The sequence below is a fragment of the Delftia sp. Cs1-4 genome (genome assembly GCF_000214395.1).
Lineage (GTDB): Bacteria > Pseudomonadota > Gammaproteobacteria > Burkholderiales > Burkholderiaceae_C > Comamonas > Comamonas acidovorans.
The window spans coordinates 531,770-558,444 of sequence record NC_015563.1; the positions used below are offsets into that span (position 1 = coordinate 531,770).

General features: G+C 68.5%; 26 protein-coding genes. 14 read left to right on the forward strand and 12 right to left on the reverse strand.

Going from position 1 to position 26,675, the window contains the following annotated elements; translation table 11 throughout:
• Positions 1 to 5 precede the first annotated feature (5 nt).
• From DELCS14_RS02370 to DELCS14_RS02385, 4 genes are all read right to left on the reverse strand, one after another.
• Positions 6 to 1,487 (reverse strand): NAD(P)/FAD-dependent oxidoreductase, encoded by a 1,482-nt coding sequence (locus DELCS14_RS02370; RefSeq protein ID WP_013800293.1) that lies wholly within the window; start codon positions 1,485 to 1,487, stop codon positions 6 to 8.
• 65 nt (positions 1,488 to 1,552) lie between these two features.
• Positions 1,553 to 2,560 carry a tripartite tricarboxylate transporter substrate binding protein gene (locus DELCS14_RS02375; RefSeq protein WP_043796558.1) on the reverse strand — a complete coding sequence of 336 codons (1,008 nt, stop codon included), beginning with the start codon at positions 2,558 to 2,560 and terminating at the stop codon, positions 1,553 to 1,555.
• Between the two features lie 162 nt (positions 2,561 to 2,722).
• Positions 2,723 to 3,112 (reverse strand): YXWGXW repeat-containing protein, encoded by a 390-nt coding sequence (locus DELCS14_RS02380; protein ID WP_013800295.1) that lies wholly within the window; start codon positions 3,110 to 3,112, stop codon positions 2,723 to 2,725.
• Positions 3,113 to 3,294: 182 nt separating this feature from the next.
• A complete protein-coding gene (locus DELCS14_RS02385; RefSeq protein ID WP_012202467.1) occupies positions 3,295 to 4,035 on the reverse strand; it encodes a helix-turn-helix transcriptional regulator in 741 nt (246 codons plus the stop codon).
• A 114-nt stretch (positions 4,036 to 4,149) separates the two neighbouring features.
• On the opposite strand from DELCS14_RS02385, the gene DELCS14_RS02390 reads away from it, so the two are divergent.
• The gene (locus DELCS14_RS02390) at positions 4,150 to 4,974 is read left to right on the forward strand and encodes a hypothetical protein (RefSeq protein ID WP_013800296.1); all 825 of its coding nucleotides are present in this window, start codon (positions 4,150 to 4,152) and stop codon (positions 4,972 to 4,974) included.
• 11 nt (positions 4,975 to 4,985) lie between these two features.
• A complete protein-coding gene (locus DELCS14_RS02395) occupies positions 4,986 to 6,950 on the forward strand; it encodes an MFS transporter (protein WP_013800297.1) in 1,965 nt (654 codons plus the stop codon).
• Here DELCS14_RS02395 and DELCS14_RS02400 read toward each other — a convergent pair.
• Complete coding sequence (locus DELCS14_RS02400; RefSeq protein ID WP_013800298.1) at positions 6,947 to 8,131, reverse strand: saccharopine dehydrogenase NADP-binding domain-containing protein; 1,185 nt, start codon at positions 8,129 to 8,131, stop codon at positions 6,947 to 6,949. The two genes, DELCS14_RS02395 and DELCS14_RS02400, sit on opposite strands and share 4 nt — an antisense overlap.
• 310 nt (positions 8,132 to 8,441) lie before the next feature.
• Here DELCS14_RS02400 and DELCS14_RS02405 point away from each other — a divergent pair, with 310 nt between their 5' ends.
• From DELCS14_RS02405 to DELCS14_RS02435, 7 genes are all read left to right on the forward strand, one after another.
• Positions 8,442 to 8,915, forward strand: a complete 474-nt coding sequence (locus DELCS14_RS02405; protein WP_012202471.1) for a YiaA/YiaB family inner membrane protein — start codon at positions 8,442 to 8,444, stop codon at positions 8,913 to 8,915.
• 37 nt (positions 8,916 to 8,952) lie between these two features.
• Complete coding sequence (locus tag DELCS14_RS02410; RefSeq protein WP_013800299.1) at positions 8,953 to 9,423, forward strand: hypothetical protein; 471 nt, start codon at positions 8,953 to 8,955, stop codon at positions 9,421 to 9,423.
• A gap of 8 nt (positions 9,424 to 9,431) precedes the next feature.
• Positions 9,432 to 10,250, forward strand: coding sequence for a DUF2145 domain-containing protein (locus DELCS14_RS02415; protein ID WP_013800300.1), 819 nt, complete (start codon positions 9,432 to 9,434; stop codon positions 10,248 to 10,250).
• Positions 10,251 to 10,318: 68 nt separating this feature from the next.
• The gene (locus DELCS14_RS02420; RefSeq protein WP_013800301.1) at positions 10,319 to 11,452 is read left to right on the forward strand and encodes a zinc ribbon domain-containing protein; all 1,134 of its coding nucleotides are present in this window, start codon (positions 10,319 to 10,321) and stop codon (positions 11,450 to 11,452) included.
• Between the two features lie 168 nt (positions 11,453 to 11,620).
• Entirely contained in the window at positions 11,621 to 12,835 is a 1,215-nt protein-coding gene (locus DELCS14_RS02425; protein WP_013800302.1) for a GGDEF domain-containing protein, read from the forward strand.
• Positions 12,836 to 12,995: 160 nt separating this feature from the next.
• Positions 12,996 to 14,156, forward strand: coding sequence for a GGDEF domain-containing protein (locus DELCS14_RS02430; protein WP_228676841.1), 1,161 nt, complete (start codon positions 12,996 to 12,998; stop codon positions 14,154 to 14,156).
• A 97-nt stretch (positions 14,157 to 14,253) separates the two neighbouring features.
• Positions 14,254 to 15,030, forward strand: coding sequence for a hypothetical protein (locus tag DELCS14_RS02435; protein WP_228676842.1), 777 nt, complete (start codon positions 14,254 to 14,256; stop codon positions 15,028 to 15,030).
• Positions 15,031 to 15,079: 49 nt separating this feature from the next.
• On the opposite strand, the gene DELCS14_RS02440 is transcribed toward DELCS14_RS02435, so the two are convergent.
• Complete coding sequence (locus tag DELCS14_RS02440; RefSeq protein WP_013800305.1) at positions 15,080 to 16,078, reverse strand: tripartite tricarboxylate transporter substrate binding protein; 999 nt, start codon at positions 16,076 to 16,078, stop codon at positions 15,080 to 15,082.
• The gene (locus DELCS14_RS02445; RefSeq protein WP_013800306.1) at positions 16,075 to 17,205 is read right to left on the reverse strand and encodes an aryl-sulfate sulfotransferase; all 1,131 of its coding nucleotides are present in this window, start codon (positions 17,203 to 17,205) and stop codon (positions 16,075 to 16,077) included. The genes DELCS14_RS02440 and DELCS14_RS02445 overlap by 4 nt, the downstream gene beginning before the upstream one ends.
• Before the next feature lie 111 nt (positions 17,206 to 17,316).
• Between DELCS14_RS02445 and DELCS14_RS02450 the strand changes: the two genes are divergently transcribed.
• Positions 17,317 to 18,267 (forward strand): LysR family transcriptional regulator, encoded by a 951-nt coding sequence (locus DELCS14_RS02450; protein ID WP_012202480.1) that lies wholly within the window; start codon positions 17,317 to 17,319, stop codon positions 18,265 to 18,267.
• Between the two features lie 45 nt (positions 18,268 to 18,312).
• On the opposite strand, the gene tgt is transcribed toward DELCS14_RS02450, so the two are convergent.
• Positions 18,313 to 19,485 carry a tRNA guanosine(34) transglycosylase Tgt gene (gene tgt / locus DELCS14_RS02455; protein WP_012202481.1) on the reverse strand — a complete coding sequence of 391 codons (1,173 nt, stop codon included), beginning with the start codon at positions 19,483 to 19,485 and terminating at the stop codon, positions 18,313 to 18,315.
• 135 nt (positions 19,486 to 19,620) lie between these two features.
• Here tgt and DELCS14_RS02460 point away from each other — a divergent pair, with 135 nt between their 5' ends.
• Complete coding sequence (locus DELCS14_RS02460; protein WP_013800307.1) at positions 19,621 to 20,091, forward strand: universal stress protein; 471 nt, start codon at positions 19,621 to 19,623, stop codon at positions 20,089 to 20,091.
• 25 nt (positions 20,092 to 20,116) lie between these two features.
• On the opposite strand, the gene DELCS14_RS02465 is transcribed toward DELCS14_RS02460, so the two are convergent.
• The 4 genes from DELCS14_RS02465 to DELCS14_RS02480 all read right to left on the reverse strand — a co-directional run bounded on the left by DELCS14_RS02465 (position 20,117) and on the right by DELCS14_RS02480 (position 24,622).
• Entirely contained in the window at positions 20,117 to 20,569 is a 453-nt protein-coding gene (locus tag DELCS14_RS02465) for a hypothetical protein (RefSeq protein ID WP_012202483.1), read from the reverse strand.
• A gap of 167 nt (positions 20,570 to 20,736) precedes the next feature.
• Positions 20,737 to 21,957, reverse strand: a complete 1,221-nt coding sequence (locus DELCS14_RS02470) for a phospholipase A (protein ID WP_012202484.1) — start codon at positions 21,955 to 21,957, stop codon at positions 20,737 to 20,739.
• 89 nt (positions 21,958 to 22,046) lie between these two features.
• Complete coding sequence (locus DELCS14_RS02475; protein ID WP_013800308.1) at positions 22,047 to 22,535, reverse strand: hypothetical protein; 489 nt, start codon at positions 22,533 to 22,535, stop codon at positions 22,047 to 22,049.
• A gap of 17 nt (positions 22,536 to 22,552) precedes the next feature.
• Positions 22,553 to 24,622, reverse strand: a complete 2,070-nt coding sequence (locus DELCS14_RS02480) for a UvrD-helicase domain-containing protein (protein WP_013800309.1) — start codon at positions 24,620 to 24,622, stop codon at positions 22,553 to 22,555.
• A 281-nt stretch (positions 24,623 to 24,903) separates the two neighbouring features.
• Between DELCS14_RS02480 and DELCS14_RS02485 the strand changes: the two genes are divergently transcribed.
• From DELCS14_RS02485 to DELCS14_RS02495, 3 genes are read left to right on the forward strand one after another with little or no spacing between them, the layout of a single operon-like run.
• Positions 24,904 to 25,650 (forward strand): hypothetical protein, encoded by a 747-nt coding sequence (locus tag DELCS14_RS02485; protein WP_013800310.1) that lies wholly within the window; start codon positions 24,904 to 24,906, stop codon positions 25,648 to 25,650.
• Positions 25,647 to 26,210 (forward strand): GTPase, encoded by a 564-nt coding sequence (locus DELCS14_RS02490; protein WP_013800311.1) that lies wholly within the window; start codon positions 25,647 to 25,649, stop codon positions 26,208 to 26,210. The genes DELCS14_RS02485 and DELCS14_RS02490 overlap by 4 nt, the downstream gene beginning before the upstream one ends.
• Positions 26,207 to 26,608, forward strand: coding sequence for a roadblock/LC7 domain-containing protein (locus DELCS14_RS02495; RefSeq protein ID WP_012202489.1), 402 nt, complete (start codon positions 26,207 to 26,209; stop codon positions 26,606 to 26,608). Before DELCS14_RS02490 ends, DELCS14_RS02495 begins: the two co-directional genes overlap by 4 nt.
• The last annotated feature ends 67 nt before the right edge of the window (positions 26,609 to 26,675 follow it).

Sequence of the window (26,675 nt, forward strand, 5' to 3'; positions counted from 1 at the left end):
GTATCTCAGGTCTTGTCTGCCAGGGCCCGCACGCGGGCTTCGGGGTCGGCGGGCGTCCATTCGCCGCCGTCGAGCTCGGGCTCGGAATAGGACTGCAGCTGGGCGTAGTGGTGTTCCAGGTCCTCGCGGTAGAACAGCGAGGCCAGGCCCTGGGCCAGCTTGCGCGCGCCGTCGCTGATGGCGGGGATATCACCCGACACCGTGCCGTGCGACAGCGCGGCCGGATAGCAAAAGCAGTGCACATGGTCCAGGCCGGGCAGGGCGCCGGGCGTCTTTTCCTGGAACTCGAACAGCGGGCCCAGGTCTGGCGAGTCCGACAGTTCCTGGTCCTCGGCACCCGCCTCGGGCACGAAGCGGTCGCTCCAGATGCGCACATGGGGCGCCAGGTCGGCGAACTCGGGGCGCTGGCGCCAGTCGATGGCAAAGCCGGTGGAGACGATCAGGAAGTCCAGCACGAACACGCCGCGCGGCGTGTCCACGCGCAGCCGGTCTCCGTCCTGCTCCACCTTCTGCACGGCGCAGCCCAGGTTGAAGTGGGCGTTGGCATGGCGCGAGACGCGCAGCGTGCTGCCGTGCGGAGGTGGCACCTGCTGCACGTTGATGTAGTGGCGTATGCGCCATTTCCAGGCGTCGGGCAGCAGGAACTGGCCGTGCGTGAGGCCGGGCGTGCCCGAGCCCTTGGATTTGTTGATGCGCGGCAGGTCGCTGCGGCGCACCAGCAGGTCCACGCTGGCGGCGCCGTTCTCCAGCGCGGTGGCTGCGCTGTCCATGGCCGACGAGCCCGCGCCCACCACGCCCACGTGCAGGCCGGCCAGGCGGCTGTAGTCGAGCACGTCGGAGGAGTGCGCCCAGCGGCTGCGGTCCACGCCCTGCATGAAGGCGGGGATCTGCGGGCCGCCCAGGCCGTCGCGGCCCGTGGCCAGCACCACGCGGCGCGCCAGCCAGGTGCGCGAGGCGCCATCGGCCGTCACATCGACCTCGACCGTGCCGTCGGCCTGCGGGCGGATGGCGGTGACCTGGTGGCCGTTGCGCACGTCGCAGCGCATCACGCGGCGGTACCAGCGCAGGTAGTCCATCCACTGCAGGCGCGGGATCTTGTCCAGCGCGGCCCAGGCTTCGCGGCCCCATTGGGCGATGAACCAGGCGCGGAAGGTCAGCGAGGGCAGGCCCAGCGCAGGGCCGGTCAGCTCCTTGGGCGAGCGCAGGGTTTCCATGCGCGCCGTCGTGGCCCAGGGGCCTTCGAAGTCCAGCGGGGCCTTGTCCAGCAAAACGGCCGCGATGCCCAGCTGGGACAGCGCGGCCGACAGGGCCAGGCCGGCCTGGCCGGCGCCGATGACCAGGACATCGTGCACGGGCTGGCCGTCGCGGGTGGAGGGAGGAATCCAGGCCTTGGCAGGCCAGCCCAGGGCGACGAGGTCGTCGCGCAGGCGTTCTTCAAGGGCAGCCAGGCCCGCAGGGGCCTGGGCTGCCGGTTCGGTCAGGGACATAGACTCACCAGGAACTCACGAGGAAAGGCGCGCCAGCGGGGCAGGGCCTGCGGGCGCGCGCGGCATCAATCGATGCTGATTTTCGCGTCTTTGACCACCTGTGCCCACTTCAGGCGGTCGTTGTGCACGGTTTTCTTGAACTGCTCGGGCGTCTCTATGCGGATGGCATTGCCCTGGGACTCGAAGCGCGCACGCACCTCGGGCAGCTCCAGCACCTCGCGCACGGCCTGGCTGAGCTTGGCCACGATGGCCGGGTCCGTGCCCTTGGGTGCGAAGATGCCGAACCAGATCGAGCTGTCGAAGCCCTTGGTGCCCGTCAGGCCGCTGGAGGCGATGGTGGGCACTTCCTTGATGACTTCCACGGACTTGGCCGTGGTCACGCCCAGCAGGCGCACCTTGCCGCTCTTGTAGTGCGGCAGCACGGTCTGGACCTGGTTCATGATGCAGCAGGTCTCGCCGCGCAGCACCGAGGTGATGGCCTCGGGGCCGCCCTTGTAGGGCACGTGGACCATGTTCAGGCCCAGGCGCGCATTGAACTCGGCAAAGGCCATGTGCGTGCCCGCGCCGTTGCCCGTGGAGGCGTAGTTGTACTTGCCGGGGTTGGCCTTGATCTCGTCCACGAACTCCTTGAGGTTCTTGACGTTGATCACGTTGGGATTGATGGTCAGCACGTTGGACACATCGATCAGCGGCGCCACCGGCACAAAGTCGGTTTCCACATCGAAGGGCAGCTTCTTGTACAGCGCGGCATTGCTGCCGTGCGTGGCGGCCGTGCCGAAGGCCAGCGTGTAGCCGTCCGGCTTGGCGCGCGCCACGATCTCGCTGGCGATGTTGCCGGCCGCACCCGACTTGTAGTCAATGATCAGGGGCTGGCCCAGGCGCTGGGACAGCGGCTCCTGCACGCCGCGCGCGATCACGTCCACGCCCGAGCCTGCCGGGAAGCCCAGGATCATGGTCACGGGCTGGTGCGGCCACGAAGCCGCCGAATCGGCTGCCACCGCTGCGGTGGAGCCGAAGACGGCCAGGGCCGCGGCGGCGGCGGGAATCCAGGAGCGGAAAAACGAGGGGCGCATGGTGTGCAGGGAAATCCGGTGAATCAATTCCCATATTTTCCTGAGAACTTAATGAGCCACTTTTATATGCATATGTTGGTATGAAGCCAGTGTGGGCATGGCCGCAGCGCTCAGCAAAAAGCCCGCCGATGGGGCGGGCTTCATGCCGGGCGCAAGCGCCCATCAATGGCGGTAGGGGTTGTTGGGGCGGCGGTCATGGCGGTCCGGCACGCCGTCGCGGTCACGGTCCCAGCGGCCGGGTGCGTAGCCCCAGCGGCCACCCTGCTGCGACCACACGGGCTGGCGGTACACATAGCCGGGACGCGCCTTGACCCAGTGGCCGGCCACCCAGGCATGGCGGTGGCCCTGCGGGCGCCAGTAGCCGGGTGCCCAGACGTAGCCGCGGCGCGGTGCAGGAACCGCCTCGTAGCGCATGGGAGGCGGCGCGCCGAACTGGACCGAGATGGCGGCGCCCGGCGCCGCATAGGTCACGTTGGCCTGGGCCTGCGCGGTGCCGGCCCATCCGGCCAGGGCCAGGGTGGCGGCGATCAGCGGTGTGCGAAGGGAAATCATGGCGGCTCCTTGTCCTTGGTTCATCGGGCTGGAGTCCTGGTGAAAGGAATCCATGACTGCATGGTGCAGGTCCATCGTCAATCCCGGGTTGCCGCGCCGCGAAGTCTTGCAATCTTGTGTATCGCCTTGGTGAAGCCTTGTTGCCAGGCGCTGCAGCGCGGGCTGCCGTCCTGCAGCCGCCGTCAGACAGTGCCTCTTCGGAGCGCCGTGAACGCCGTGAATTCCCAGCTGCGCATGGCCAGCACCAGGGTGTAGCCCTCGCGCTGGCCCGGCGGCAGGCGCTGGTCCTGCAGGTGCTGCTGGGAAAAGTCATGGGCCAGCCGCTGTATGCGTTCCACGAAGCTGGGCGCCAGGTGCCGGCCGATGGAGCCGTGCACCATCAGCATGCCTTCGCCCGGCTGGTCGAAGCCGCCGCCGAAGTAGTCGAGCACGGCGTTCTCGCGGAAGTACTCCATCACCGGCCCGCGTGCGCGCCAGCGGAAGGTTTTGGCCAGGCGCAGCCGGTAGCGGTTGCCGGGGCGCAGTTCGATGATGCCGATGCGGTCCAGCTGGGCCAGGTAGCGGATGCCTTCGGCCTCGGTCATGCGGTAGGTGGCCACGATCTGCTCCAGCGTCCACTGGCTGAGCACGCAGATGGCCATCAGCAGCAGCTTGCGGTCGGCGACCACGGCGTTCTCCTGCTCGGGCGTCATCTCCTGCAGCAGTGGCTGGCTATCGGCCACGCGGCGCGCCAGGTCGGCGAAGTCCAGGCTCAGCGCGCGGCAGATGGCATCGATGCGCGACAGCGGCATGTCTCCCTTGGCCAGCATGCGCTTGACGCTGGACTCGGCCATGCCCAGGGCGCGCGCCAAGTCGGCATAGGTCATCTGGGCGGCCTTGAGTTCCTTCTTGAGGGCGATGACGAGATCGGCAGTGGTGCTCATGGGTAGCGATTATCGATACCCGAGGTGCTGGTTTGCGCGGCGGGTGCAGAAAAACGATGCTGGAAGGGCCGATGGCTCGCCACACTCCGCCTCACTTTTCACGAGGAGCAACACATGCCATCCGTATCGATCTCACCGGCCGCCGCCCTGCGCGCGCTGTACTGGGGCGCTGCCCTGCTGCTGCTGGCCGCCTGGCTTGGCCCCGCCGTGCCGCAGCCGCAGGACTTTCACGCGTTTGCCGACCAGCGCGCCTGGGGGGCGCTGCCCCATGCGCTGGATGTGCTCAGCAACCTGGGCTTTGCCTGGGCCGCCGTGACGGGGGCGCGCCTGCTGCTGGACCGGCGCAGCCAGGCGCTGGCGCCGGCCCTGCGCTGGCTGGCCGCGCTGTTCTTCACGGGGCTGGCGTGTTCGGCCATAGGTTCGTCCGTCTACCACTGGGCACCCCACGATGCCACCCTGGCCGGCGACCGGCTGGGCATGTCCATGGCCTTTGCCGGCATGCTGGGGCTGGCACTGCAATCGCGCATTGCCGACCGCGTGGCCGTGCGTGCCGCGGTGGCCATGCTGGTCGCCGCCGTGGCCTCGGTGCTGGTCTGGCTGCATGGCGGCAACCTGCTGCCCTGGGCGCTGGTGCAGGGCGGCGGCATGCTGGCGGTGCTGGGCCTGGCCTGCGTGGCGCCGCGCCATGGCGCGCTGGCGCTGCGCCTGGGCGTGGTGATTGCCTGGTATGGCGCGGCCAAGCTGCTGGAGTGGGGCGATGCGGCCGTCTTCGAGGCCACCGGCGGGCTGGTGTCCGGCCACAGCCTCAAGCATGTGGTGGCGGCGGCCGCCGCCCTGCCCGTGATCGCCGCGCTGCGTGCGGCCGGCACGGCGCGCATGACCAGTACGGGCACAATGTGCGCCGACGCGTGCGGCCACGGCGGCGCCACCAACCGTTGAGGGAAGACAAGATGTTCCAGCAAGAGACCGGCAGCCCGTCTGCCCCCACCGCAACGGCCGGCGCCGTGCCATCGGCCGCGCACGAGCACCCCAACCAGTTCGCCCTGCTGGGCCAGCGGCGCTTTGCGCCGTTCTTCTGGACGCAGTTCTCCGGGGCGGCCAACGACAACCTGTTCAAGTTCGCGCTCACCGTGATGGTGACCTACCAGCTCAGCGTCTCCTGGCTGCCTTCGGCCATGGCGGGGCTGGTGATCGGGGCGCTGTTCATCCTGCCGTTCCTGCTGTTCTCGGCCACCTCGGGCCAGCTGACGGACAAGTGGGACAAGACGCGCATGTTCCGCCTGGTCAAGAACCTGGAGATCGCCATCATGGCGCTGGCCGCCTGGGGCTTCATCCAGGCCAATGTGCCTTTGCTGCTGGGCTGCGTCTTTCTGATGGGCCTGCACTCCACGCTGTTCGGCCCCGTGAAATTCGCCTACCTGCCCCAGGTGCTCAGCGAGCGCGAACTGACGGGCGGCAACGGCATGGTGGAGATGGGCACCTTCGTGGCCATCTTGCTGGGCAACGTGGCAGGCGGCCTGCTGGTGGCCGTGCCCGAGGTGGGCCATATGCAGGTGGCCGTGGCCTGCCTGGCGCTGGCGGTGATCGGGCGGATCTTTGCGCAGTTCATCCCCAATGCGCCGGCCACCGACCCGCACCTGGTCATCAACTGGAACCCCTTTACCGAAACCTGGCGCAACCTGCAGCTGGCCCGCGAGCAGCCCGCCGTGTTCCGCTCGCTGCTGGGCATCAGCTGGATGTGGTTCTTCGGCGCCGTGTTCCTCGCCCAGTTCCCCAGCTTTGCCAAGGAGGTGCTGCATGGCGACGAGCATGTGGCCTCGCTGCTGCTGGTGGTGTTCTCTGTGGGTATCGGCACGGGCTCGCTGCTGTGCGAGGTGTTCAGCCGCCGCCATGTGGAGATCGGCCTGGTGCCGCTGGGCGCCATCGGCATGAGCGTGTTCGCCGTGGACCTGTTCTTTGCCTCGCGCGCGCTGCCGGCTTCCGAGCTGATGGGCGTGGGTGCCTTCTTTGCCCAGCCCGCGCACTGGCGTGTGATGGCCGACCTGGGCATGCTGGCCCTGTCGGCCGGCATCTACAGCGTGCCCATGTACGCGCTGATCCAGATGCGCAGCCAGCCCACGCACCGCGCGCGGATCATCGCGGCCAACAACATCCTCAACGCGCTGTTCATGATCGCCTCCAGCGTGCTGGCCGGCGCGTTGCTGGCGGCGGGCTTCAGCATTCCCCAGGTGTTCCTGATCACGGGCATTGCCAATGCCGTGGTGGCGGCCTACATCTTCTTGCTGGTGCCCGAGTACCTGCTGCGCTTCGTGGCCTGGGTGGCCTCGCGCTTCGTGTACCGCTTCAAGGTGCAGGGCGACGAGCACATTCCGGCCTCCGGCGCGGCCATCCTGGCCTGCAACCATGTGAGCTTTGTCGATGCCGTGCTGCTCATGGCCGCCAGCCCCCGGCCCATCTACTTCCTGATGGACCACCGCATCTTCCGCGTGCCCGTGCTGGGCTGGCTGTTCCGCCTGGCCAAGGCCATCCCCGTCGCGCCCCAGAAGGAAGATCCCGCCACCTACGAGGCTGCGTTCGAGCGCGCCGCCCAGGTGCTGCGCGAGGGTGATCTGCTGGCCATCTTCCCCGAGGGCGGCATCACGCGCGACGGGCAACTGCAGGAGTTCCGTGGCGGCATCATGAAGATCATCGAGCGCGCCCAGGCCGATGGCCTGCAGGTGCCCGTGGTCCCCATGGCGCTGACCAATCTCTGGGGCTCGTACTTCAGCCGCATCGAGCAGGGCGGCGCCATGGTGCGGCCCTTCCGCCGTGGCCTGTTCAACCGCGTGGGCCTGAACGTGGGCCAGCCCATGGCCCAGGCCGAGGTGCAGCCCGCGCTGCTGCGCGAGCGCGTGCAGCGGCTGCTGGCGGCCTAAGAGGGGTTCTGTTCCTCTACCGTGAAGCTCAGGCCGGCATTGGCCTTGAGCCTGGCGATGAGCGCGTTGCCCATGGCAGGCGCCGTGGTCCAGATGCCGCCGGGCGTGTCCGGGGCGTCCTGCAGCAGGCAGACGGCTGCCTCGGTGATCATCTTGGACGTGGAGCCGTAGCCCGGATCGCGGTCGCCCTTGACGCCCACGCGCAGGCTGTGGCCGGCCGTGTCGGTGCCGATGAACAGCACGTCGTAGAAGCCCGATTCACGCTCTTCGCGCGATGGCCCCTCGCCAGGCTTGGGGCCGTCGTCCGCGCCCAGCGACTTGTCGGCCGCCACGGCGTTGGCCAGGGCCTCGCCCTTTTCGCCCGCACCTGTGACCATCATCTCGTCGTAGACAAAGTCGGCGCCATAGGCATGGCCCAGCAGAAAGTTGGAGCGGTGCACGTTGCGCGTGTTGATGGCCGCCATCACGAAGGGCGCCACCCACAGGCCCAGCACCTCGTCCACCATGGGCTTGCTGCCGGACGGTTGGCGCGGGCCCTCGAAGCCCGGCGTGAGCGAGAACGGATTGCGCAGCAGCTCCAGCACGCCCGGCTGGGCGGCCGCCGCCGCCATGGTGGCCTTGAGGCTGGCCGCCGTGCCGCCCGAGAACGTGCCCTTCATCTTGCGCACCCGGCCCCGCACGCGCTGGGCGGGCTGGCCGAAGCGGGCCTGCATCTCTCGCTGCAGCATGAACACGCCCAGGTCGAAGGGAATGGAATCGAAGCCGCAGGAGAACACGATGCGCGCGCCGCTGGCCTTGGCTGCGGCCTCGTGGGCATCGATCATCTGGCGCATCCACGCTGGCTCGCCGCACAGGTCCACATAGTCCACGCCGGCGCTGGCGCAGGCGGCCACGAGTTCGTTTCCGTAGAGCTGATAGGGGCCGACCGTGGTCAGCACCAGGCGGGTCTGCTCCATCAGCGCCTGCAGGCTTGCGGGATTGCCGGTGTCGGTCACCACCAGCGGGGTATCGGCGGGCGCGCCCAGCTCGTCGCGCACGGCCGCGAGCTTGTCGGCATTGCGCCCGCCCATGGCCCAGCGCAGGCCGCTGCCTGCGGGGTAGCGCCTGAGCAGGTACTCCACCACCAGCCGGCCCGTGAAGCCGGTGGCGCCGTGGACGACGAGGTCAAAGGGTTTGGTCATGGGAGATCTCCATCAATCAGCGTGGCGAACGTGCGATTGCCCGCTGCACTGCAGCCGGGGTGGGCGCATTGTCTGTGGCGCGCCGCAGGGTTCCTGTCGCCCAGGTGCCGTGCCCCATGTCCTGTGTGCTGGTGTCACATGCAGGAACTTTTTGGGGCGTAAACAACAGTCAAAAACTTGAAAAGTACCGTTTGGAGATACTCAATGGCCTGTGTCTGGCCACTGTTACGGTTGAATGCAGACACGCAAGTTACGTCTGGGCACCATGCGTCCCGTGTTCAACCAATGCCCTTGAGGGGCACCTCGGCAAATGTCCTCTTCTCCCATCGTCGTTCAGCGTGATACCCGGGCCTGGCAACTGCAGGTGTGGGTGTCGTTCGGCATTGCGGTCTCGCTGTGCGCCATCGGCCTGGCATGGCTGCCCGGCGAGCAGCTGGAGCAGGCCTTCATGGTGATGGGCTATGTGTTCTGCCTCTCGGCCGCCTTCGTGCTGGCCAAGTTCGTGCGGGACAACGAGGGCGGCCGCAGCGGCGCAGGCGACACGCCCATGTGGAAGCTGGTGGTCTGGGGCGGCTTTGCCGTGTCCATGGCGCTGACTGGCTGGGGGCTGGTGAGCATGGACATCAACGTGACCTACAAGGCCTTCCTGGGCGTGAGCTGGCTCTATCTCATCACTACCGCCTTCACGCTGGCCAAGATGCTGCGTGACCGCCACGAGGCCGACCTGGCGCAGGCCCGCATGCATGGCCGCCGCGAGGCCGCGCAACCGGCCGACGCCGAGTGATGTCCACCCCTTCCCCGCATTTCCAGGAGTCCAAGCAATGATGGTCAACCAATCCGTTTTCGCGCGCCTGCCGCGTGCCCTGCTGGCCGCTGGTGCGCTGTGCGCAGCCCTGGCCATGGCGCCTGCCCATGCGCAAAGCGAGGCCTCCGTGGCGCTGTCCATGCTGCCCGTGGCCTCCGTGGTGGGCACGGCTTCGGTGGCTTCGACGGCCGCTGGCGCCGTGGTGGCCTTGCCGGCCGCGCTGTCGGTGGGCGGCGCGGTGCTGACCGTGAAGGCGGTGCAGGCCTCGGCCACGGGCACGGTCTATCTGCTGGAGCGTGCCTCCGACGGCGCCCAGGCCAGCGTGGAAGTGGTGGGGCGGGGCGCCTCCGCCTCGGCCTATGCCGTGGGCACGGTGCTGACCTGCAGCGTGATCGGCGCAGGCGTTGTCATCTCGGCGGCCGGCAAGGTGCTGGCCTTCATTCCCAACGAGATGGGCAAGGCCCTGCTGCACAACGAACGCCTGTGATGTCTGCCATGAAACCGCCTCTTTCCCCTTCCCCTGTGGCCCGTGCCGCCTGCCTGGTGCTGCTACTGGCCGCCGCGCTGGGCACGGCCCATGCAGGGCGCAGCTGCGAGGACAAGCCCCTCACCCCCCAATCCCTGCAAAAGGGCCTGGACCTGGCCCAGCGCACATCCCAGGCGCTGGATGCCGAATATGCGAAGAACGGCACCCGTGTCGTGCTGCTGGCGCGCGTGGGCCAGGACCTGAGCAAGTACGACCTGCACTACTCGCACTACGGCTGGGCCTACAGGACCCCCGAAGGCCCCTGGCGCGTGGCGCACAAGCTCAACGAATGCGGCACGGCCGGCGGCCATGTCTACCGCCAGGGCCTGGGCGAGTTCTTCCTGGACGACCTGTGGCGCTACGAGGCCGGCGTTCAGGTGCCCACGCCCGCCGTGCAGCAGGCGCTGTGGACCTTTCTGACCCAGCCCCAGACCGTGCTGCGCCTGCAGCACGAGCCCTACAGCATGGTCAGCTATGCCTGGGGCCAGCGCTACCAGCAGTCCAACCAGTGGGCCACCGAAACCCTGGCCGCCGCCATGGAGCCGGCCACGGTGCAGCGGCGCGAGCAGGCCCAGGCCTGGCTGCAGTTCAAGGGCTACGAGCCCGGCGTGCTGGTCATCCGCGCCCTGTCGCGGCTGGGCGGGCGCGTGACGGCTGCCAACATCGCCTTCGACGACCATCCCAACGACAAGCGCTATGCCAGCCGCATAGAGACCGTGACCGTGGAGTCGGTGACGCAGTGGCTGCAGCGCAGCCAGCTGGCGGGTCCGGTGCGCGTGCTGCCCTGAGCCGGACCGGCTCTTCCTTCGCCTGCGGTCTTCCCTTGGCCGCAGGCCACTGAAACAGGAGTTTCCCCATGAGCAAGGCCCTGCGTCTGCCCGAAAAATGGTTCCGCCGAGGCCTGTGGCTGGTGGCGGTGGTGTTCGCGTCCTTCCTCATCGGCCTGGGCGGCCTGGTGGTGGGGGACCTGCCCCAGGTCGAGTCGCCGCGCACGGTGGAGGACTTCATCGCGCCCGCTGCTGCCGAGCCCGTCAAGGCCGAGATCAAGGCCGCCGATGCCGATCACGACAAGGCGGAGACGGCGCTGCAGAACGCGCGCCTCAAGTACCAGGCCACGCAGGCGCGCTACCGCTCGGCGCGCGAGACCTTCGACAACTGGGTGGCCACGCGCCGCGCCACGGCCCGGCCCGAGCAGGACAGCGAGCTGCTGTCGCGCACTCAGGCGCTGGATGCCATCAAGCAGGAAGAGAACACCGCACGCGCCTCCGTGGAGCGGCTGCAGGACGCCAGCCTGCAGGCACGCCAGCGCCTGGACGCGGCCAACCGCCAATGGGACGGTCTGCGCGACGGTGCCATGGAGGCCTGGCGCAAGGAGATGCGCGCCATCGAGCTGCGCGTCTTCCTCTACCGCCTGGCGCTGACCCTGCCCCTGCTGCTGGTGGCCGGCTGGCTGTTCGCCAAACAGCGCAAGAGCACCTGGTGGCCCTTTGTCTGGGGCTTCATCTTCTTTGCGCTGTTCGCCTTCTTCGTCGAACTCGTGCCCTACCTGCCCGACTACGGCGGCTACGTGCGCTATGTGGTCGGCATCGTGGTGACGGTGCTGCTGGGGCGCGCGGCCATTCTGGGCCTGAACCGCTACCTGGAGCGGCAAAAGCAGCAGGAGTCACTGCCCGAGACGCAGCGGCGCCAGGAACTGGGCTACGACGTGGCCCTGGCCCGCCTGGCCAAGGGCGTATGCCCGGGCTGCGAGCGCCCCGTGGATCTGAAGGACGGCGCCATCGATTTCTGCCCCCACTGCGGCATAGGCCTGTTCGACCGCTGCGGCAGCTGCAATACCCGCAAGAGCGCCTTTGTGCACTATTGCCACAGCTGCGGCACGCAGGCCGATGGCAACCGCAGGAAGCCGGGAGCCGTGCTGCCTTCCACGTCTGCTGCGCCTGCCGTGGCTCCCCTGCCTCCCGTGCAGGAGGCCGGGCCGGCACCAGGTTGAGTCTGGCTGAGCCCGCCTGACCCCCGCCTGACCCCCGCCTGAAGTGGCCCTGGCGACGGCCGTGGCGGTGTCGGCCGGGGCCGGCAAGACCCTTGAAGCTGCGCGGGGTTGTGGTACACCATGGCTTGCGCGCTCGGCCGGGGCGCAGATGTCTTCAGCGAGGATGCCATGTCACGCCAGCTGCCGTATCCCCCACAACACACGCCAGCGCAGCCCGCCCACCCACCGGCCGGCGCGTCCGCCCATCTTCTTCCCCTGGCGGCCTGGGCCGTGGGGGCTGCCCTGCTGGCCGGCCATGTGCTGGCCGGCCCTTCTTCATGGAAAGCCTGGGCGGCCTACGCCGCGCTCTCAGCCCTGGCCGGCATGGCCTGGGTCTGGCGCTGCCATGCAGCCGGCCTGCCGCTGACCCGGACGCTGCGCGGCCACGGCTGGATACAGGCCACGATGGCCTTGCTGCTGGCGGCCTGGCAGCCCTCGCTGGCCTGGGCCTCTGCCTTGCTGTGGCTGGCCGCCGTCGCCTGGCTGCCCTGGGATGGCGAGCGCGAGCAGGCGCTGCACCTGCCCGCAGGCCAGATCGTGCTGCTGTGCGCCATGCTGGCCATGCTCTGCGCCGTGGTGGTGGCCAGGCCCATGCCGCAGATGGCACCGGGCTCGGTCGCCGTGCGCATTCTGTGGCTGGCCAGCGTGCTGCTGCCGCTGGCCGTGCATGCGCTGGCCCTGTGGCAGGCACTGAGCCGCATGCAGCGCCAGTACACCGAGGAACTGGCGCAGCTGTCCAGCTACTGCGGCCAGCTGGCCGACGATGTGCAGCAGCTGCAGACCCGCGTGGGCTCGCTGCAATTGCCCACGGGGCGCGACACGCTGACCGGCGTGGCCAATTACTCGCGATTGATGGATGCCGTCGATGGCCTGCGTGAGCGCCATGCGCGCAAGCCCGAACCGTTTTGCGTGGTGCTGCTGGAGCTGGACCCCTGGGTGGAGCGTGCGGGCGTGCACCCGCCGCACAAGGGACCATCGCTGCAGGAGCGGGTGCTTCTCATGCTCAGCGGCCTGCTGGTCACCCACCTGCGCACGGTGGACGGCATAGGCCGCTACCGCGATGACACCTTCATGCTGGTGATGCCGGATACCGCCTCCGTCCAGGCCGTCTGGGCGCTGCAGCGCGTGCGCGAGGGCGTGCGCCAGCAGCACTGGAGCGAAAAGCCCATCCCCGACCCCGACAAGGACCCGCTGACCCTGACCCTGGCCGTGGCGGAGTTCCAGGCGGGCGAAACCTCGGAGCGGCTGGTGCAGCGTGCCGAAGCAGCCCTCGCGCATGGCCGCGCCTGCGGGCGCAACCAGATCGTGGTGGCCGAGGACGTGCGGCCGCCACGTACCTCCTAGGCGAGAAGGATGCAATCCCCGGGATTTCCCGGATGCGGTCACAATGGGCGCCCATGAGGGCCGCCGGCCCGCCGCGCTTCTTCGCATGCCCGTGCTTTCCTCCATTTCTCGGAATTTCCCGGACCGTCTCCTGTGGGGGCCGAAGCCGGCGTCGCCGTTGGTGGACGAGGCGCTGCACCTGGAGCGCTGGAAGCGCCGCACCTGGCAACTGCACATCTCCGTGCTGGTCAGCCATATCTATGCGCTGCTGCTGTTTCTGGGCCATGCCTGGGCCGGCTATGCGCCCTGGGCCGTGGTGCTGGGCTATGGCCTGTGGGTGGTGGCGGGCATGGGCTTCATCACCTGGGCCTATGCCAGCGACTGGTGCCATAGGCTGCGCGATCCGGGCATGTTCCTCACGCACCAGCTGGTGTCCATCATCGGCGTGCTGGGCATGGTCATGGCCGCCCCTGCGCTGGCGTTCCAGTCCATGGTGATGCTGATCGCCTTCAGCGCCGACGGTTTCCTGGCGCGCAGCCGCACGAGCTTCTGGCTGACCTGGATAGGCACGCTCATCGCCGTGGCGGCCATCATTCTTTGGCGGGGGCCGCTGATGCGCATGACCACGGACACGGCTGCAGGCCAGTTGCTGGCCTTCGGCGTGGTGCTCGGTGCCGTGGTGCGCTGCAGCGTGCAGGCCACCTTCTTTCGCAGCATGCAGTACCGGCTGGGCATCGCCAATGACAAGCTGGCCACGGCGCTGGCGCAGATCGAGGCCCTGCTGCGCCATGACGACCTGACCGGCGTCAGCAACCGCCGGGGCGTGATCGAGCGGCTGCACGAGGTGCGCACCGCCGCCCACGACCGCGGCACGGTGCTGTGCGTGGCGCTGCTGGACATAGACCACTTCAAGCGCATCAACGACAGCTTTGGCCATGAGGGCGGCGACCGCGTGCTGCGCGCCTTCGGAACGCTGCTGAAGTCGCAGCTGCGCAGTGCCGATGGCGTGGGCCGCTATGGCGGTGAGGAATTCCTGCTGGTGCTGCCCGACACCGACCTGGCCCAGGCCGGCGAACTGCTGGAGCGCCTGCGCCTGCGCATTGCCGAAGCCCCGTGGACGCAGACCCTGGGCGAGGGCGCCCGCGTCACCTGCACGCTGGGCGCCGCGCAGTACCGCGCGGGCGAGTCGGTGGAGGCGACCATTGCACGTGCCGATGCGGCGCTTTACCGTGGCAAGGCCCAGGGCCGCAACTGCACCGTGCTGGAGCCGCAGCAGGCCCCGCAGGCCTTGAGCGGCGCCCCGGCCCCCCGGACTGATGCCGGAATGCCTGACCGCTTGTGAGTGCAGCTCACGACGGGTGACAGAAAACATCGTTATTCATGCGCACCGATCGTCCATAGCATCGGCATCCATGCTCGGAATGGACAAGGGTGCAAATATGAACCAATGGTTCGCTGAAATCGCCGGCAACGGGCCCGAGGGCGCTGGCATCGTGGTGTCTGCGCAAGGCTGGGATAGGCATCTGCAGTCCGGCCCCCGCCAGTTGCAGGCCGGCCCGCTCCGCGCCGAACTGGCCGACGGCGGCCTGCGCAATGTCCGCTATGGCGGCGTCGACATCCTGCGCTCCATGGCCTTTGTGGCGCGCGACGGACAAGGTGACCGCTGTGTGCATGGCGCGGGCGAACTGAGCCTGCGCGAGCGTGCCGGCCGCTTCGAGGCCTTCTACGAAACGGTGGTGGACTGCGAGGAGCTGAGCCTGGCCTGGCGCGTGCGCATCGTGGGTTCGGCGCGCGGACTGAGCTTCACGTGCTGGGCGCGTGCCCAGGGGGATGTCGACGGCGGCCTGCAGCGGGGCATGCGCGCCGGGCGGGCAGGCCTGGAACTGGTGTATCCGCTCAAGGTCCTGGCTGGCCGGCCCGTGCATGTCCAGCATGTCGATGGCAGTGCCGAAACCACCGTGCTGCCCGAGCCCGATGCGCTGCAGCGCCTGTCGCAGCTGTCTGGCATCGCCCATGAGCCCGCACCGGGCCTGCAGGTGGACTGCCGCCTGGAAGGCGCCGAGTTCGAGATGCTGGGCCAGCGCTGTGGCGGCAAGGCCTTTTTCCGGCTGCATCCGCGCGCGTTGTCTCCTTCGCCCTCCTACTCGTTGACCCGGGGCCGGACCCTGGTGCAGATGGCCGACCTCTTGTTTGTCTCGCCCGGCGCCCTGCAGTAGCACCGCAAGCAGCGCCTGGCCGGGCCTGGCCGGGCCTGGCCTGGCCGGGTCAGCCTGTGCCTTGCAGGCGGGCGGCGTGCACCGTGGCCTCCAGCAGCTTTCTCTCCCGCTCCAGGTGGGCAATGAACTGGGCTTGCTCCATGGCCATGGGCTTGAAGCCGGCGTCGGCGAGCTTGCGCACCAGATCCGGCTCGGCCAGCACGGCTGCGGTCTCGCGGGCCAGGCGCTCGGCAATACGGGCGTCGGTGCGGGCCGGCAGCAGCAGGCCCTGCCAGGCCTCGACATCAAAGGACTGCCAGACCGGTGTTTCCTGCAGGCTGGGAGTCTGCGGCAAGGTGGCGGCGCGCAGGCGCGAGGTCACGCCCAGGCCGCGCAGCTTGCCCTCGCGCACGAAGGACTGGACCAGGGCCACGGGCAGCACGGCCAGGTCGATCTGCCCGCCCGCCAGCTCGGTCAGCGCCTGCGGGCCGGATTTGTAGGGCACATGCGTCCAAGACAGGCCGGCCTGCTGCTGGAGCATTTCTGCGGTCAGGTGCAGGCTGGTGCCCACGCCATCGGTGCCCACGGTCAGCCGGCCCGGCTGCTGGCGCGACAACTGCACCAGTTCGGCCGCCGTGGTGGCCGGCAGGTCGGGGCGGCCTGCCAGCACGAAGGCCGAAGAGGCCACGGGCGCCACGGGCAGCAGTTCCCTGAGGCCGTCATACCGGAAGCGCTCTGGCGACACCAGCGGCGCAATGAGCACGCAGCTGGCCACGCCGAACAGCGCGGTATGACCGTCCGGCCTGGCCTTGATCACCCGCTGGGTGGCGATGGTGCCCGAGGCGCCCACGGTGTTTTCTATGACCACGGGCTGGCGCAGCCGCTCCGCCAGGCGCGGCATGACCAGGCGCGCGGCCACGTCCACGCTGCCGCCCGGCGAAAAGGGCACGACCACGGTCAGCGGCTGGCTGGGCCAGGCGTCGGCCCCAGCCGTGGACGCACGGGCTGCCGGTGACAGCCAGGGCGCGCCCAGCATCCAGGCCGCCAGTTGCCTGCGGTTGAGGCTCATGACAGCCTCCCGGCGGCGCCCAGCCAGGGCAGCTGGTCCGCGTGGTAGCGCCAGGTCTGGAACACGCTGTTGAGCCGTCCGGGGCCGGTGCGGCGTGCTGCGGCATCGGGGTACTCGGCGAACCAGGGCAGGATGTATTCCCAGACCACCTCCCCCGCAGGCGTGACCTCGAAGAGCCGGCCCGTGGCCGATTCGGTGATGTGGGTGTTGCCGTTCCACAGGCGCTGGGCATTGCCCATGAAGGCGGTGTAGAAGGCGTTGACCATCTCGTCCTGGTAGCTCCAGACCACGCGGTGGTCGGCAGGATCGATCTCCACCACGCGCGAGAAGGCCACATGGGCGCCTTCGCGGAAGTTGCCGTTGTCGAAGGCCAGGATGTGGCCGTTGTCCAGCGCCACGGGCGCATGCTGGTGCGAGACCACCGAGGGTGGAATGTGCAGCGTCACCGCGCCGCTGGCCTTGTCCACGGCAATGATGCCGGAGGTGGTGCGCAGGCTCATGAGCACGCTGCCGTCGGCCCTCACGCCCAGGCCGTTGACCAGCGGCCAGTGGTAGCGGCCGAAGCCCGGGTGGATGGGGAAGTCCTCGGGCGCCAGATGCTCCCAGGCCTTCCATTCCCAGACCAGGCGGCCGCTGCGGTCCACTTCGCGGATCACGTCGCCGTACATCACCTCGCCGGGCCCATGCGCGGTGCCGCCGGGCACGCGCTCGGCAAAGCCCGCAGGCACGGGCGCGCAGGCGGCATAGAGCAGATGGCCGTTGGGCAGCCACTGCGCGTCATGGTGGTGGTCCGGGTCCTCGTGGCGCCAGACGATCTCGCCCTGCGGCGTGACCTCGTAGAAATCGCCGCCATGCCACATGGACCATGGCGCATAGCGATCTGGCGATCGGGGGTGGTTGCCGTTGTAGCCCAGGTTGCCGTTGGGCAGGATCACGGCGTGCCGGCCCGCGCGCACGGGCAGCTTCCATTCATGGGCCACGCGGCCTTCGATGTCCACCAGGTAGACATGGCCGTCGGCCGTCTGCGGCGCGATCAGGGTGTAGCCGCCGGCCGAGAGGGCGGGGTCGTGGGCGATGAGTCCGACGCCGCGGCGGCGCTGGGTGACTTGGTCTACGGTGCTTGCCATGGGCTGCTTTCAAAGAAGGCCGGGAATGAGTGCCACTCTAGGCAGTCGCAAGCGTCAGGAATAGCTGTTTGTTTTGGATGAGGTGTCAGATAAAAATTTACACTCCGCGCCATGCCCGCAATCTCCCAGGCCTTTCGCTGTTTTGACGAGGTGGCGCGCCGTGGCTCGGTGCGCAAGGCCGCCGTCACGCTGCACCTGACGGCGGCCGCCGTGAACCAGCAAATCCTCAATCTGGAGGCCCAGGTCGGCGTGCCGCTGTTCGACCGCCTGCCGCGCGGCATGCAGCTGACAACGGCCGGGGAGCTGATGCTGGCGGCCGTGCGGCGCAGCCAGCGTGACTTCGACAACGCGCTGGCCCAGGTGGAGGACCTGCGCGCCCTGCGCCGGGGCCATGTGCGCGTGGGCGTGTCCCATGCCACGGCCGAGTACCTGCTGCCCCTGGTGATTGCCAGCCTGCACGGGCGCTATCCGGGCATCACCTTCAGCGTGCGTTCGGGCACGGGCGAGGAGCTGCTGCGCGGCGTGGCACAGGGAGAGATCGATGTGGCCTATTGCCTGCGCCGCCCGCCGCCGCCCGGCGTGCAGGAGGTGCGCGCCTGGCCCCAGCCGCTGGGCGCGGTGATGGCCCCCGGCCATCCGCTGGCCACCGAGCCGCGCCTGCTGCGCCTGCGCGATTGCGTGGACTATCCGCTGATCCTGATGGCGCCGGGCATGGAGCTGCGCAGCATGCTGGAGCAGATGGACAGCGCGGCCCTGCACCAGCAGCGGCCGCTGGTGGAGACCAGCTCCGTGCCCATGGTGCGGCGCCTGGTGGCCGGCAGCACGGCCCTGGGATTCCTGGTGCCCGACAACGTGGCCGAGGATGTGGCGGCCGGCCGCCTGCTCTGGCGGCCCCTGCACGACGCAGGTGCGCAGTTGCCCGGCTGCCTGTACCAGCGCATCGGCTACACCAAGGCAGCCGCCATGCGGCTGTTTCTGGACGAACTGGAGCGCGTGGCCGACGAGATGCGCGCCGGCTTCGAGACCGGCGTGTCCTGGTCGCTCAAGGACCTGGCGACCTGAGCGACCCTGGCCACCTGAGTGACCTGAACGATCGGCTGCGGGGCGTCAGACGCCCCGGGCGCGCTCGGCCTTGAAGCGTGCGCGCATTTCAGTGAAGTTGCCCGCCTCCAGCGCATTGCGCACTTCCTGCATCAGGTTCAGGTAGTAGTGCAGGTTGTGGATGGTGGTGAGCATGGGGCCCAGCATCTCGCCGCAGCGGTCCAGGTGGTGCAGGTAGGCGCGCGAGAAGCCGTCGCGTCCGCCTTGCTCCCAGCTCACGCCGCTGGTGCCGGCGCAGGCATGGCAGGTACAGCTGGGGTCCAGCGGCTGGTGGTCGGTCTTGTGGCGTGCGTTGCGGATCTTCAGGTCGCCATAGCGCGTGAAGATGGTGCCGTTGCGCGCATTGCGCGTGGGCATGACGCAGTCGAACATGTCCACGCCGTCGGCCACGCCCTGCACCAGGTCCTCGGGCGTGCCCACGCCCATCAGGTAGCGCGGCTTGTGGGCCGGCAGGCGGTGGGGCGTGTGGGCCATGATGGCCAGCATCTCGTCCTTGGGCTCGCCCACCGAGACGCCGCCCACGGCGTAGCCGGGGAAGTCCATCTCGACCAGGGCCTGCAGCGATTCCTCGCGCAGGTTCTCGTACATGCCGCCCTGCACGATGCCGAACAGCGCATTGGGGTTGCCCAGGCGCTGGAACTCGTCGCTGGAGCGCTTGGCCCAGCGGCGGCTCATCTCCATGCTCTTGCGCGCCTCGGCCTCGGTGGTCTTGTGGCCGTTGGTCTCGTAGGGCGTGCATTCGTCCAGCTGCATGACGATGTCCGAGTTCAGCACGGTCTGGATCTGCATGCTGACTTCGGGCGACATGAACAGCTTGTCGCCGTTGACCGGGCTGGCGAAGTGCACGCCTTCCTCGGTGATCTTGCGCATGGCGCCCAGGCTCCAGACCTGGAATCCGCCCGAGTCGGTGAGGATGGGCTTGTCCCACTTCTCGAAGCCGTGCAGGCCGCCGAAGCTCTGCATGATGTCCAGCCCCGGGCGCATCCACAGGTGGAAGGTGTTGCCCAGGATGATCTGCGCGCCCATCTCCTGCAGGCTGCGCGGCATCACGCCCTTGACGGTGCCATAGGTGCCCACGGGCATGAAGATGGGTGTCTGCACCACGCCGTGGTTGAGCGTGAGCTGGCCGCGGCGCGCGTGGCTGGAGGGATCGGTCTTGAGCAGGTCGAATTGCAGCATAGCCCTCCATTGTCCCAGATGGCCGCATGTGCGTGTCGGACGCTCCGCGACTGTCCCCGGAGCCCGTCTGGCTTAGCCGGCCCGCGTCTACACTGGGGTGGTTGCGATTCGCCAGCTACAAAAAAGGAGGTCCGCATGCTGAAGATCATGATTGCCGTCGATGGGTCCGAGCCCTCGCTGGATGCCGTGCACCACGCCATCTCCCTGGTGCGCCAGGGCCTGCAGGCGCATTTCGTGCTGGCCCATGTGCAGCAGGAAGCCTCGCTGTTCGAGCTAGCCACGCAGGACTCGGACATGATCGCCGCCGCCAGCGTGGACGCCGGCATGCACCTGGTGGCGCCGGCCGTGGCCCTGGTGCGGGCGGCCGGCATTTCCTACGAGGTGGAGATCGGCCTGGGCGAGCCCGCCGCCGCGCTGGCCGACATTGCCGAGAGCACGGGCTGCGAGCAGATCATCATCGGCGCACTGGGCCAGGGCGGCCTGCGGCGCGTGCTGATCGGCTCGGTCTCGCGCGAGGTGGCACGCAACAGCCGGCTGCCCGTGACCATCGTCAAGCATGCCGAGCCGAGCGAGGAAGAAGGGGAAGAGGACCTGGGTCCCGAGTGAGGTGGTGCCGGGCGGGCGCGGGCTTTCAGGCGGCCCGCCGTTGCTGGCCCTGATGGGACTGATGCCGGCCTGCATGGGCGCCGTAAGCCCCGTAGGCACCATGAGCGTGCGCATGCGCGTGGGGTTGCAGCTTGCCGTGCGGCAGGCTGGCCAGGCGCTGGAACATGCGGCGGCAGTAGCCGCGTATGCCCAGGCATTTGTTGATCTCATCCACCGGCAGGGGCCCGGAGACCACGACGATGCTGTCGGCCTGGTCCCAGTCGCCGGCCGCGCGCAGCCGCCTGCGCGTGCACAGCGCCCAGGCATGGATGCGCGTGGGCGAGCCATGCTCATGGACCTGGCCCGTGACCAGGTCGAAGGCAATGGCCACCAGCTCGGTCCTGAGCCGGCAGCGGCGCTCGCCCGTGATGGCACTGGGCGTCTCGCGCATGTCGTACAGGCAGTAACTGCCGGCCTTGAGCTGGTATTGCAAATCCATGGCGGACCTCCGCGGTTCGTTCTGGGGCGGGTTCCGGGCCTGCCTGAAAAGGCCCGGGGCATCGGCGCATTCTGACGCATGGCCCCGGCCGCTGGCAATGCAGCCAGCGGGACGGGGCTTCCCCGCGAAGGGCAAGCGGCAAAGCGTGCCCCGCGAGGGCCGGTCCTCTAGAAGTCCAGAAGACTGAAACCCACGCTGAGCACGGTGCGCTTGTAGTTGTAATCGATCAGGCTGTCACCGTATCCGCTGAAAAGCTGGACATGCAGCCGCAAATTGCTCTTGCCACCGTTCCATCCTTCGCCTAGGGTGCGCAGCCATTCGACGCGGCCGGAGCCGCGGCCCTGGCCCAGCGAGCCGCGCGCAGTGAAGCCCAGATAGTTCTGCGCATTGACGTTCCAGCCCAGTTTCACCTCGCCCCGGCCTATGTAGTCCTGGATGCGCGGGTTGTCGTCGTGCTCGGCGCTTTCGCGGATGCGCTGCCAGGCCTTGGCGTGCAGCTGCCAGCGGTTGTCCAGCTCGAAGCCGGTCATCAGATACCAGCGGTTCCAGCTGCGCGACAGCGGATCGCTCTGGCCGTTGGACTGGTGCACCAGGCCTACGCCGCTGTAGCGCCAGCGCCAGCCGAAGGGCAGCCGGGCATCGGTGGGGTAGACGTAGAAGATCTCGGGCTCGTGGTCCGTGTTGCGGAAGGGCCGCGAGATGGCGGGGCTGAACAGCTGCCAGTACGACTGCTGGGTGTAGCCGACCCACAGCGAGTCCTTGCCCGCCGAGGTGCTGCTGGTCAGCAGGCCCTGGGCGACCTTGGTGCGCACGGACAGCTGCACGCGCATTTCCTCGGTCTTGTAGGGCTGCGACTGCGCAGGGTCCTTGCCGGGCGTGGTGGGCTGCCGGTTGACATGGTCGGCCGTCACCACGGACACGGACATGGGCCGGTAGCCGCGGAAGCTGAAGGTGCCGCAGTCGCTGCCCGGTTCCAGCTCGAAGTAGCGCGACAGCTCGCTGTAGCGCGGGTCGCGGCAGCCGCCGTTGGTGGGGGTGGTGGGCAGCGCCAGGCCCTGGCCGCTGTCGGCCGTCACCACGGGGGCGGGCGTGGGCAGGGCGCCAGGATCGGCTGCGGCGCTGGCGGCCGGAGCACTCCAGCCGGTGGCCGGCGGCGCGGTCAGCGGTTGCTGCTGCTGGGCCCAGGTGTCGAAGCAGGCCAGGCGAGACTGGTTGTCTGTGGTGGCGGCGCACTGGCGCCAGGCGTCCTCGGACAGGGGGCGGGGCGCGGTCTGCGCCTGGGCGCCGAGCCAGGGCGTGGCGCCCAGTCCCATGGCCAGGGCCCACTGCAGGGGTGTCGGCGTGCGGCTTGGGCGCTTGCGGCGATCCAGGTGTGTAGGAGTCGTCATGGCTTGGGTCCGGTGATGGAAGGAGCGAAGAGTAAGGGGGAATTGAGTGAAGAGGGAGCAGGGGGCTCGTGTGCAGGCTCGGGGGTCGGTCACGGCGCGAGCTTGCGCAGCACGAAGGGCCGGGGCGCCGCATCGTCGCCTTCGATGAAGTTGCCGCGGATCTCGCGGGCGCAGCTGCCTTCGACGACATCGCCCAGCCAGGTGGCGGTGATGCGCTTGCCGTCGGCGCTTTCTTCCAGCGTGATGTGGTCATCGGCCACGTCGCCGACCATGGGGCGGGTGTCTGCGCCGCGCGCGATCGTGCCCTTGACGTTGCCCTTCCACTGGGGGTGCGGTCCCAACTGCAGGCGCACGGGCTGGGACTGGCCTTCGACGGTTCCCGTCCATTCGCCCTGCAGCTGGCTGTCCTTCATCTCCTCGTCGCCGGGGCATGGGGCATGTGGCAGGGCGGTGGCAGCGCGGGCGGCCTTGGGCGCGGCCTGGAGGGTGGGACGGGTGGTGGTCTGCAGGTCCGTGCTGGAGCAGGCGGTGGTCACGGCCACCAGCGCCAGGCTGAGAACGGGGCGGTAAAAACGCATGCGGTGTCTTTCTGGAATCAGGAGTCGGCGGGCGTGGACTGCTGTGCCTTGAGGGCGAACTCGGCGCGCAGCTGGCGCAGCTTCTCGCGCGGGTCCTCGCGCGAGGTGGCGGCGTCCAGGCCCATTTCCTTGATGAAGCGGCTGGGCAGGGTGGAGACCATCTCGCGCCCCTTCTTGCGGCGCTTGGTCCAGCTCACGGCCAGCGAGCGCCGGGCGCGCGTGATGCCCACGTACATGAGGCGGCGCTCTTCCTGCAGGCGCTGGGCGGTTTCGTCGCTGACCTTCTGCTGGCGGCCGTTGTCGTCGTCGAGCTTGAAGGGCAGCATGCCCTCGGTCACGCCCACCAGCATCACATGCGGCCATTCCAGGCCCTTGGAGGCGTGCAGGGTGGACAGGATGACCATGTCCTGCTCCTTCTCGCGCTCGCTGATGGTGGACAGCAGGGCGATGTTGCGCGCCACTTCCAGCAGGCTCTTGACCTCGGTGTGGGTGGTCGTGCCCGCCGCGTCCTCGATCTGGCCGCCGGCGCGCTGGGACATCCAGTCGCAGAACTCCAGCACGTTGCTCCAGCGCGCGGCGGCGACCGATTCGCTGTCCTCGCTGTCGTAGAGGTACTGCTCGTAGCCGATCTCCTTGAGCCAGTCGAGCATGAAGCCGCGCGACTGCTCGGCGCCCAGCGTGTGGCGGGCGCGGTATTCGAGGTCGTTGATGTAGCGGCCGAACTCCAGCAGGCTGTCATGCGCCTTCTTGGGCAGGGCCGCTTCCAGCATGTGCGCGAACAGGGCGCCGAACATGCTGAGCTTGTGCTGCGAGGAAAACTCGCCCAGCTTGCCCAGCGTGGTGTGGCCTATGCCGCGCCTGGGCGTGCCGATGGCGCGCAGGAAGGCGGGGTCGTCGTCGTTGTTGATCCACAGCCGGAACCAGGCGCACAGGTCCTTGATCTCGGCGCGGTCGAAGAAGCTGGTGCCGCCCGAGACCTTGTAGGGAATGCTGGCCTTGCGCAAGGCCTTCTCGAAGGGCTTGGCCTGGTGGTTGGCGCGGTAGAGGATGGCGAAATCCTTCCAGTCCGGCGGCGGGTTGCTGGCCGCGCGCAGGCTCTGGATGCGGGCGACGGCGCGCTCGGCCTCGTGCTCCTCGGTGTCGCAGTCCACGATGCGCACGGGCTCGCCCTCGCCCAGCTCCGAGAACAGCGTCTTCGGATAGAGCTTGGGGTTGGGCTGGATGACGTTGTTGGCCGCGCGCAGGATGGCCGAGGTGGAGCGGTAGTTCTGCTCCAGCTTGATCACCTTGAGCTGCGGGAACTCCACCGGCAGCTTCTTGAGGTTGTCCAGCGTGGCGCCGCGCCAGCCGTAGATGCTCTGGTCGTCGTCGCCCACGGCGGTGAAGTGGGCGCGGCTGCCCACCAGCATCTTGAGCAGCTCGTACTGCGTGGCGTTGGTGTCCTGGTATTCGTCCACCAGCACATGGCCCAGCAGGCGCTGCCATTTCTCGCGCACCTCGATGTGGTTCTTGAGCAGGCGCATGGGCATGCCGATCAGGTCGTCGAAATCCACGCTCTGGTAGGCGGTCAGACGCTCTTCGTAGCGCTGCATGATCAGCGCCGTGCTGCGCTCGTTGTCGTCCTGGGCCATGGCCAGGGCCTTGCGGCTGTCCCAGCCGGCATTCTTCCAGTTGCTGATGGTCCACTGCCACTGGCGCGCCGTGGCCAGGTCGGTGGTGCCGCCCGAGCAGTCCTTGAGGATGCCCGTCACGTCGTCGGCGTCCAGGATGCTGAACTGGGGCTTCAGACCCAGCACATGGCCGTCCTCGCGCACCATGCGCACGCCCAGGGCGTGGAAGGTGCACACCAGCACGTCCTTGGCCTGGCGGCCGATGAGGCCGGCCGCGCGCTCGCGCATTTCGGCTGCGGCCTTGTTGGTGAAGGTGATGGCCGCGATGCGGCGCGGCGCCATGCCCATCTCGATCAGGCGCCCGATCTTGTGCGTGATCACGCGTGTCTTGCCCGAGCCCGCGCCGGCCAGAACCAGGCAGGGGCCTTCGGTGTAGTGGACGGCCTGGAGCTGGGCCAGATTGAGTCCTGCGGACATGGGTGCGTTGCGCGGGGAAAGGCGTGAAAGTGAGGGAAGCGGGAGCATACCGCTTCGGGGATCGAGGCCATCAGGCCAGGTGTAAGCACCCTTGGAATTCGGCGACAAATCTCGCGGCCACTCTGGTCCGTACTGTGGCGGCGTTGGTCTAAATAGAAAAGTTCACATTAAATCAAGTGAGTAATGTGTAAAAACTATCCAAAATATCAGTCTTCGCCGATGTTCTGTCACGGGCGAATCTGGTTTGTCCATTTCAGTTCCTATCCGGTGAGGTGTCAAAGATGGCTCGCACTACAGACGAGATCGGCCTGGCTGCCGAGCTGTGGTCTCCTCTGCTCAAGCAGCGTTTCGAGGCATTGTTCGCCGTGGCGTCCCGCAAGTCGCTGCGCGGCTGGCGGCAGGTGCCCCTGGTCAGCGCCCAGGTGCTGGTCGTCGATGGCAACATGCCCGCGCCCGAGGCTGCAGGGTGGATGCCCTGCGTGGTCTACGTGGGTGGAGTGCCCCAGGGACAGCACCTGGAGCGCACGCAGCAGCGACTGGCAACCTATCTGGACATGAATTTCACGCTGTCCGACCTGATCGACATGCTGGACCGGGCGGCCGTCTTCCTCATGGACTGGACGGTGCGCCAGCAGGTGGCGACGTCGCATACGCTGGCGCGGGCGCTGGACGATCTGCAGCAGCAGGGCGTGGACTGCCGCTACCGCTTCCAGCTCAAGGCCTGGGTGGCGCTGCCCGCGCCGTGGAACAACTCCGAATGCCTGCGTGCCCTGGCCATGCTGTGCCGTGGCCCCATGGAGGTGGCCCTGTTGTGCGAGCACAGCGGCATGCAGGCCCGCGCCGTGGCCGAACTGCTGCGCCATCCCCGGCTGCGCAGCCTGCTGGAGTGCAGCCTGCGCGCCGCGCGCGAAGACGATCTCCCGCCGCTGCGCCGCAGCCGCGCACAGGCGCCCGACGCGGTGGCCGGCCTGCCGCGCCAGTGGGTGCAAAAGCTGGCCGGATGGATCCGGCGCGGAGGAGTGGCATGAGCCTGTGGATGAACGCGCAGCCTGCTGCCGGGTTGGTACGGGTGAGCCTGGTGGGCCCCATGGGCATAGGCAAGACCACGGCCCTGCGCAGCCTGTGCGGCGCGTTGATGGCGGCGGCGGATGTGCCCAATCTGGACCGGGCCTCCCATTCCAAGGAATTCACCACGGTGGGTGCCGAGTTCGGCGAGATCGACCTGGGCGGTGGAGAGCGGCTGCAGCTGGTGGGCAGCCCGGGGCAGGAACGCTTCGACTTCGTGCGTCGCTGGGTGCTCAATGCCTCGGTGGGCGTGCTGCTGATGGTGGATGTCTGCGACGCCCGCGCACCGGACTACGCGGCACAGTGCCTGGCCGAGATCGCCTCTCTGGAATCCGGGCCCCTGGTGGTGGTGGTCAGTTGCCGTGATGCCAGCGAGCAACAGCAGGAAGCATTCAGCAGCGCCTTGGCGGACAGAGGTCACGGTATAGTGCCTGTCATCCAGGCGGACCCCCGTGACCGGCAGCAGTTGCTGGATGCGCTGGGGGTGCTCGTTTCCTTGCTTTCCTTGCAAAGTCAGGTATGAAGACACCAACGCTTCCCCGGATTCCTCCCTCTCTGATCGAAGCTGGCAGCGATGTGCTCCACCGCGTGGTGGCGCCCCTGGAGGGCGTGCACATCGCCTTGCTGTGCACGCCTGACGGCTTCGAGATCACCTCCCTGCGGGTCAGGAGCGAACTGCCGACGGAGCGCCTGTCGGCCATGGCGGGCTCGCTCATGGCCATGGCCAGGGCCGTGGCCACCGAGATAGGCCACAAGTCCTGCCGGCGGCTGACCTTCGAGACCGAGCTGGGCACCGTCCTCTTTCAGGCCGTGGCCGGCAACCAGCCGGCCATCCTGTGCATGGTGGTCGATCAAAGCGCCCTGCTGGGCCGCGCGCTGTGGGCGGCGGGCGAAGTGGCCTCCGAACTGTCCCGTTCCTGATCCGCGGCATCCGCTGCAGAAGTTTGGTTTTCTTCCCCCGAGGAGCGGGCGCGGTGGTCCATCGCAC

Excerpts from the sequence above, each read along its gene's own strand:
- DELCS14_RS02385 (WP_012202467.1), bottom strand. The coding sequence starts at position 4,035 with ATGAGCACCACTGCCGATCTCGTCATCGCCCTCAAGAAGGAACTCAAG.
- DELCS14_RS02420 (WP_013800301.1), top strand. The coding sequence starts at position 10,319 with ATGAGCAAGGCCCTGCGTCTGCCCGAAAAATGGTTCCGCCGAGGCCTG.
- DELCS14_RS02440 (WP_013800305.1), bottom strand. The coding sequence starts at position 16,078 with ATGAGCCTCAACCGCAGGCAACTGGCGGCCTGGATGCTGGGCGCGCCC.
- DELCS14_RS02390 (WP_013800296.1), top strand. The coding sequence starts at position 4,150 with ATGCCATCCGTATCGATCTCACCGGCCGCCGCCCTGCGCGCGCTGTAC.
- DELCS14_RS02375 (WP_043796558.1), bottom strand. The coding sequence starts at position 2,560 with ATGCGCCCCTCGTTTTTCCGCTCCTGGATTCCCGCCGCCGCCGCGGCC.
- DELCS14_RS02380 (WP_013800295.1), bottom strand. The coding sequence starts at position 3,112 with ATGATTTCCCTTCGCACACCGCTGATCGCCGCCACCCTGGCCCTGGCC.
- DELCS14_RS02415 (WP_013800300.1), top strand. The coding sequence starts at position 9,432 with ATGAAACCGCCTCTTTCCCCTTCCCCTGTGGCCCGTGCCGCCTGCCTG.
- DELCS14_RS02405 (WP_012202471.1), top strand. The coding sequence starts at position 8,442 with ATGTCCTCTTCTCCCATCGTCGTTCAGCGTGATACCCGGGCCTGGCAA.
- DELCS14_RS02395 (WP_013800297.1), top strand. The coding sequence starts at position 4,986 with ATGTTCCAGCAAGAGACCGGCAGCCCGTCTGCCCCCACCGCAACGGCC.
- DELCS14_RS02480 (WP_013800309.1), bottom strand. The coding sequence starts at position 24,622 with ATGTCCGCAGGACTCAATCTGGCCCAGCTCCAGGCCGTCCACTACACC.
- DELCS14_RS02485 (WP_013800310.1), top strand. The coding sequence starts at position 24,904 with ATGGCTCGCACTACAGACGAGATCGGCCTGGCTGCCGAGCTGTGGTCT.
- DELCS14_RS02450 (WP_012202480.1), top strand. The coding sequence starts at position 17,317 with ATGCCCGCAATCTCCCAGGCCTTTCGCTGTTTTGACGAGGTGGCGCGC.
- DELCS14_RS02460 (WP_013800307.1), top strand. The coding sequence starts at position 19,621 with ATGCTGAAGATCATGATTGCCGTCGATGGGTCCGAGCCCTCGCTGGAT.
- DELCS14_RS02475 (WP_013800308.1), bottom strand. The coding sequence starts at position 22,535 with ATGCGTTTTTACCGCCCCGTTCTCAGCCTGGCGCTGGTGGCCGTGACC.
- DELCS14_RS02400 (WP_013800298.1), bottom strand. The coding sequence starts at position 8,131 with ATGACCAAACCCTTTGACCTCGTCGTCCACGGCGCCACCGGCTTCACG.
- tgt (WP_012202481.1), bottom strand. The coding sequence starts at position 19,485 with ATGCTGCAATTCGACCTGCTCAAGACCGATCCCTCCAGCCACGCGCGC.
- DELCS14_RS02465 (WP_012202483.1), bottom strand. The coding sequence starts at position 20,569 with ATGGATTTGCAATACCAGCTCAAGGCCGGCAGTTACTGCCTGTACGAC.
- DELCS14_RS02445 (WP_013800306.1), bottom strand. The coding sequence starts at position 17,205 with ATGGCAAGCACCGTAGACCAAGTCACCCAGCGCCGCCGCGGCGTCGGA.
- DELCS14_RS02370 (WP_013800293.1), bottom strand. The coding sequence starts at position 1,487 with ATGTCCCTGACCGAACCGGCAGCCCAGGCCCCTGCGGGCCTGGCTGCC.
- DELCS14_RS02435 (WP_228676842.1), top strand. The coding sequence starts at position 14,254 with ATGAACCAATGGTTCGCTGAAATCGCCGGCAACGGGCCCGAGGGCGCT.
- DELCS14_RS02410 (WP_013800299.1), top strand. The coding sequence starts at position 8,953 with ATGATGGTCAACCAATCCGTTTTCGCGCGCCTGCCGCGTGCCCTGCTG.
- DELCS14_RS02490 (WP_013800311.1), top strand. The coding sequence starts at position 25,647 with ATGAGCCTGTGGATGAACGCGCAGCCTGCTGCCGGGTTGGTACGGGTG.
- DELCS14_RS02470 (WP_012202484.1), bottom strand. The coding sequence starts at position 21,957 with ATGACGACTCCTACACACCTGGATCGCCGCAAGCGCCCAAGCCGCACG.
- DELCS14_RS02495 (WP_012202489.1), top strand. The coding sequence starts at position 26,207 with ATGAAGACACCAACGCTTCCCCGGATTCCTCCCTCTCTGATCGAAGCT.
- DELCS14_RS02425 (WP_013800302.1), top strand. The coding sequence starts at position 11,621 with ATGTCACGCCAGCTGCCGTATCCCCCACAACACACGCCAGCGCAGCCC.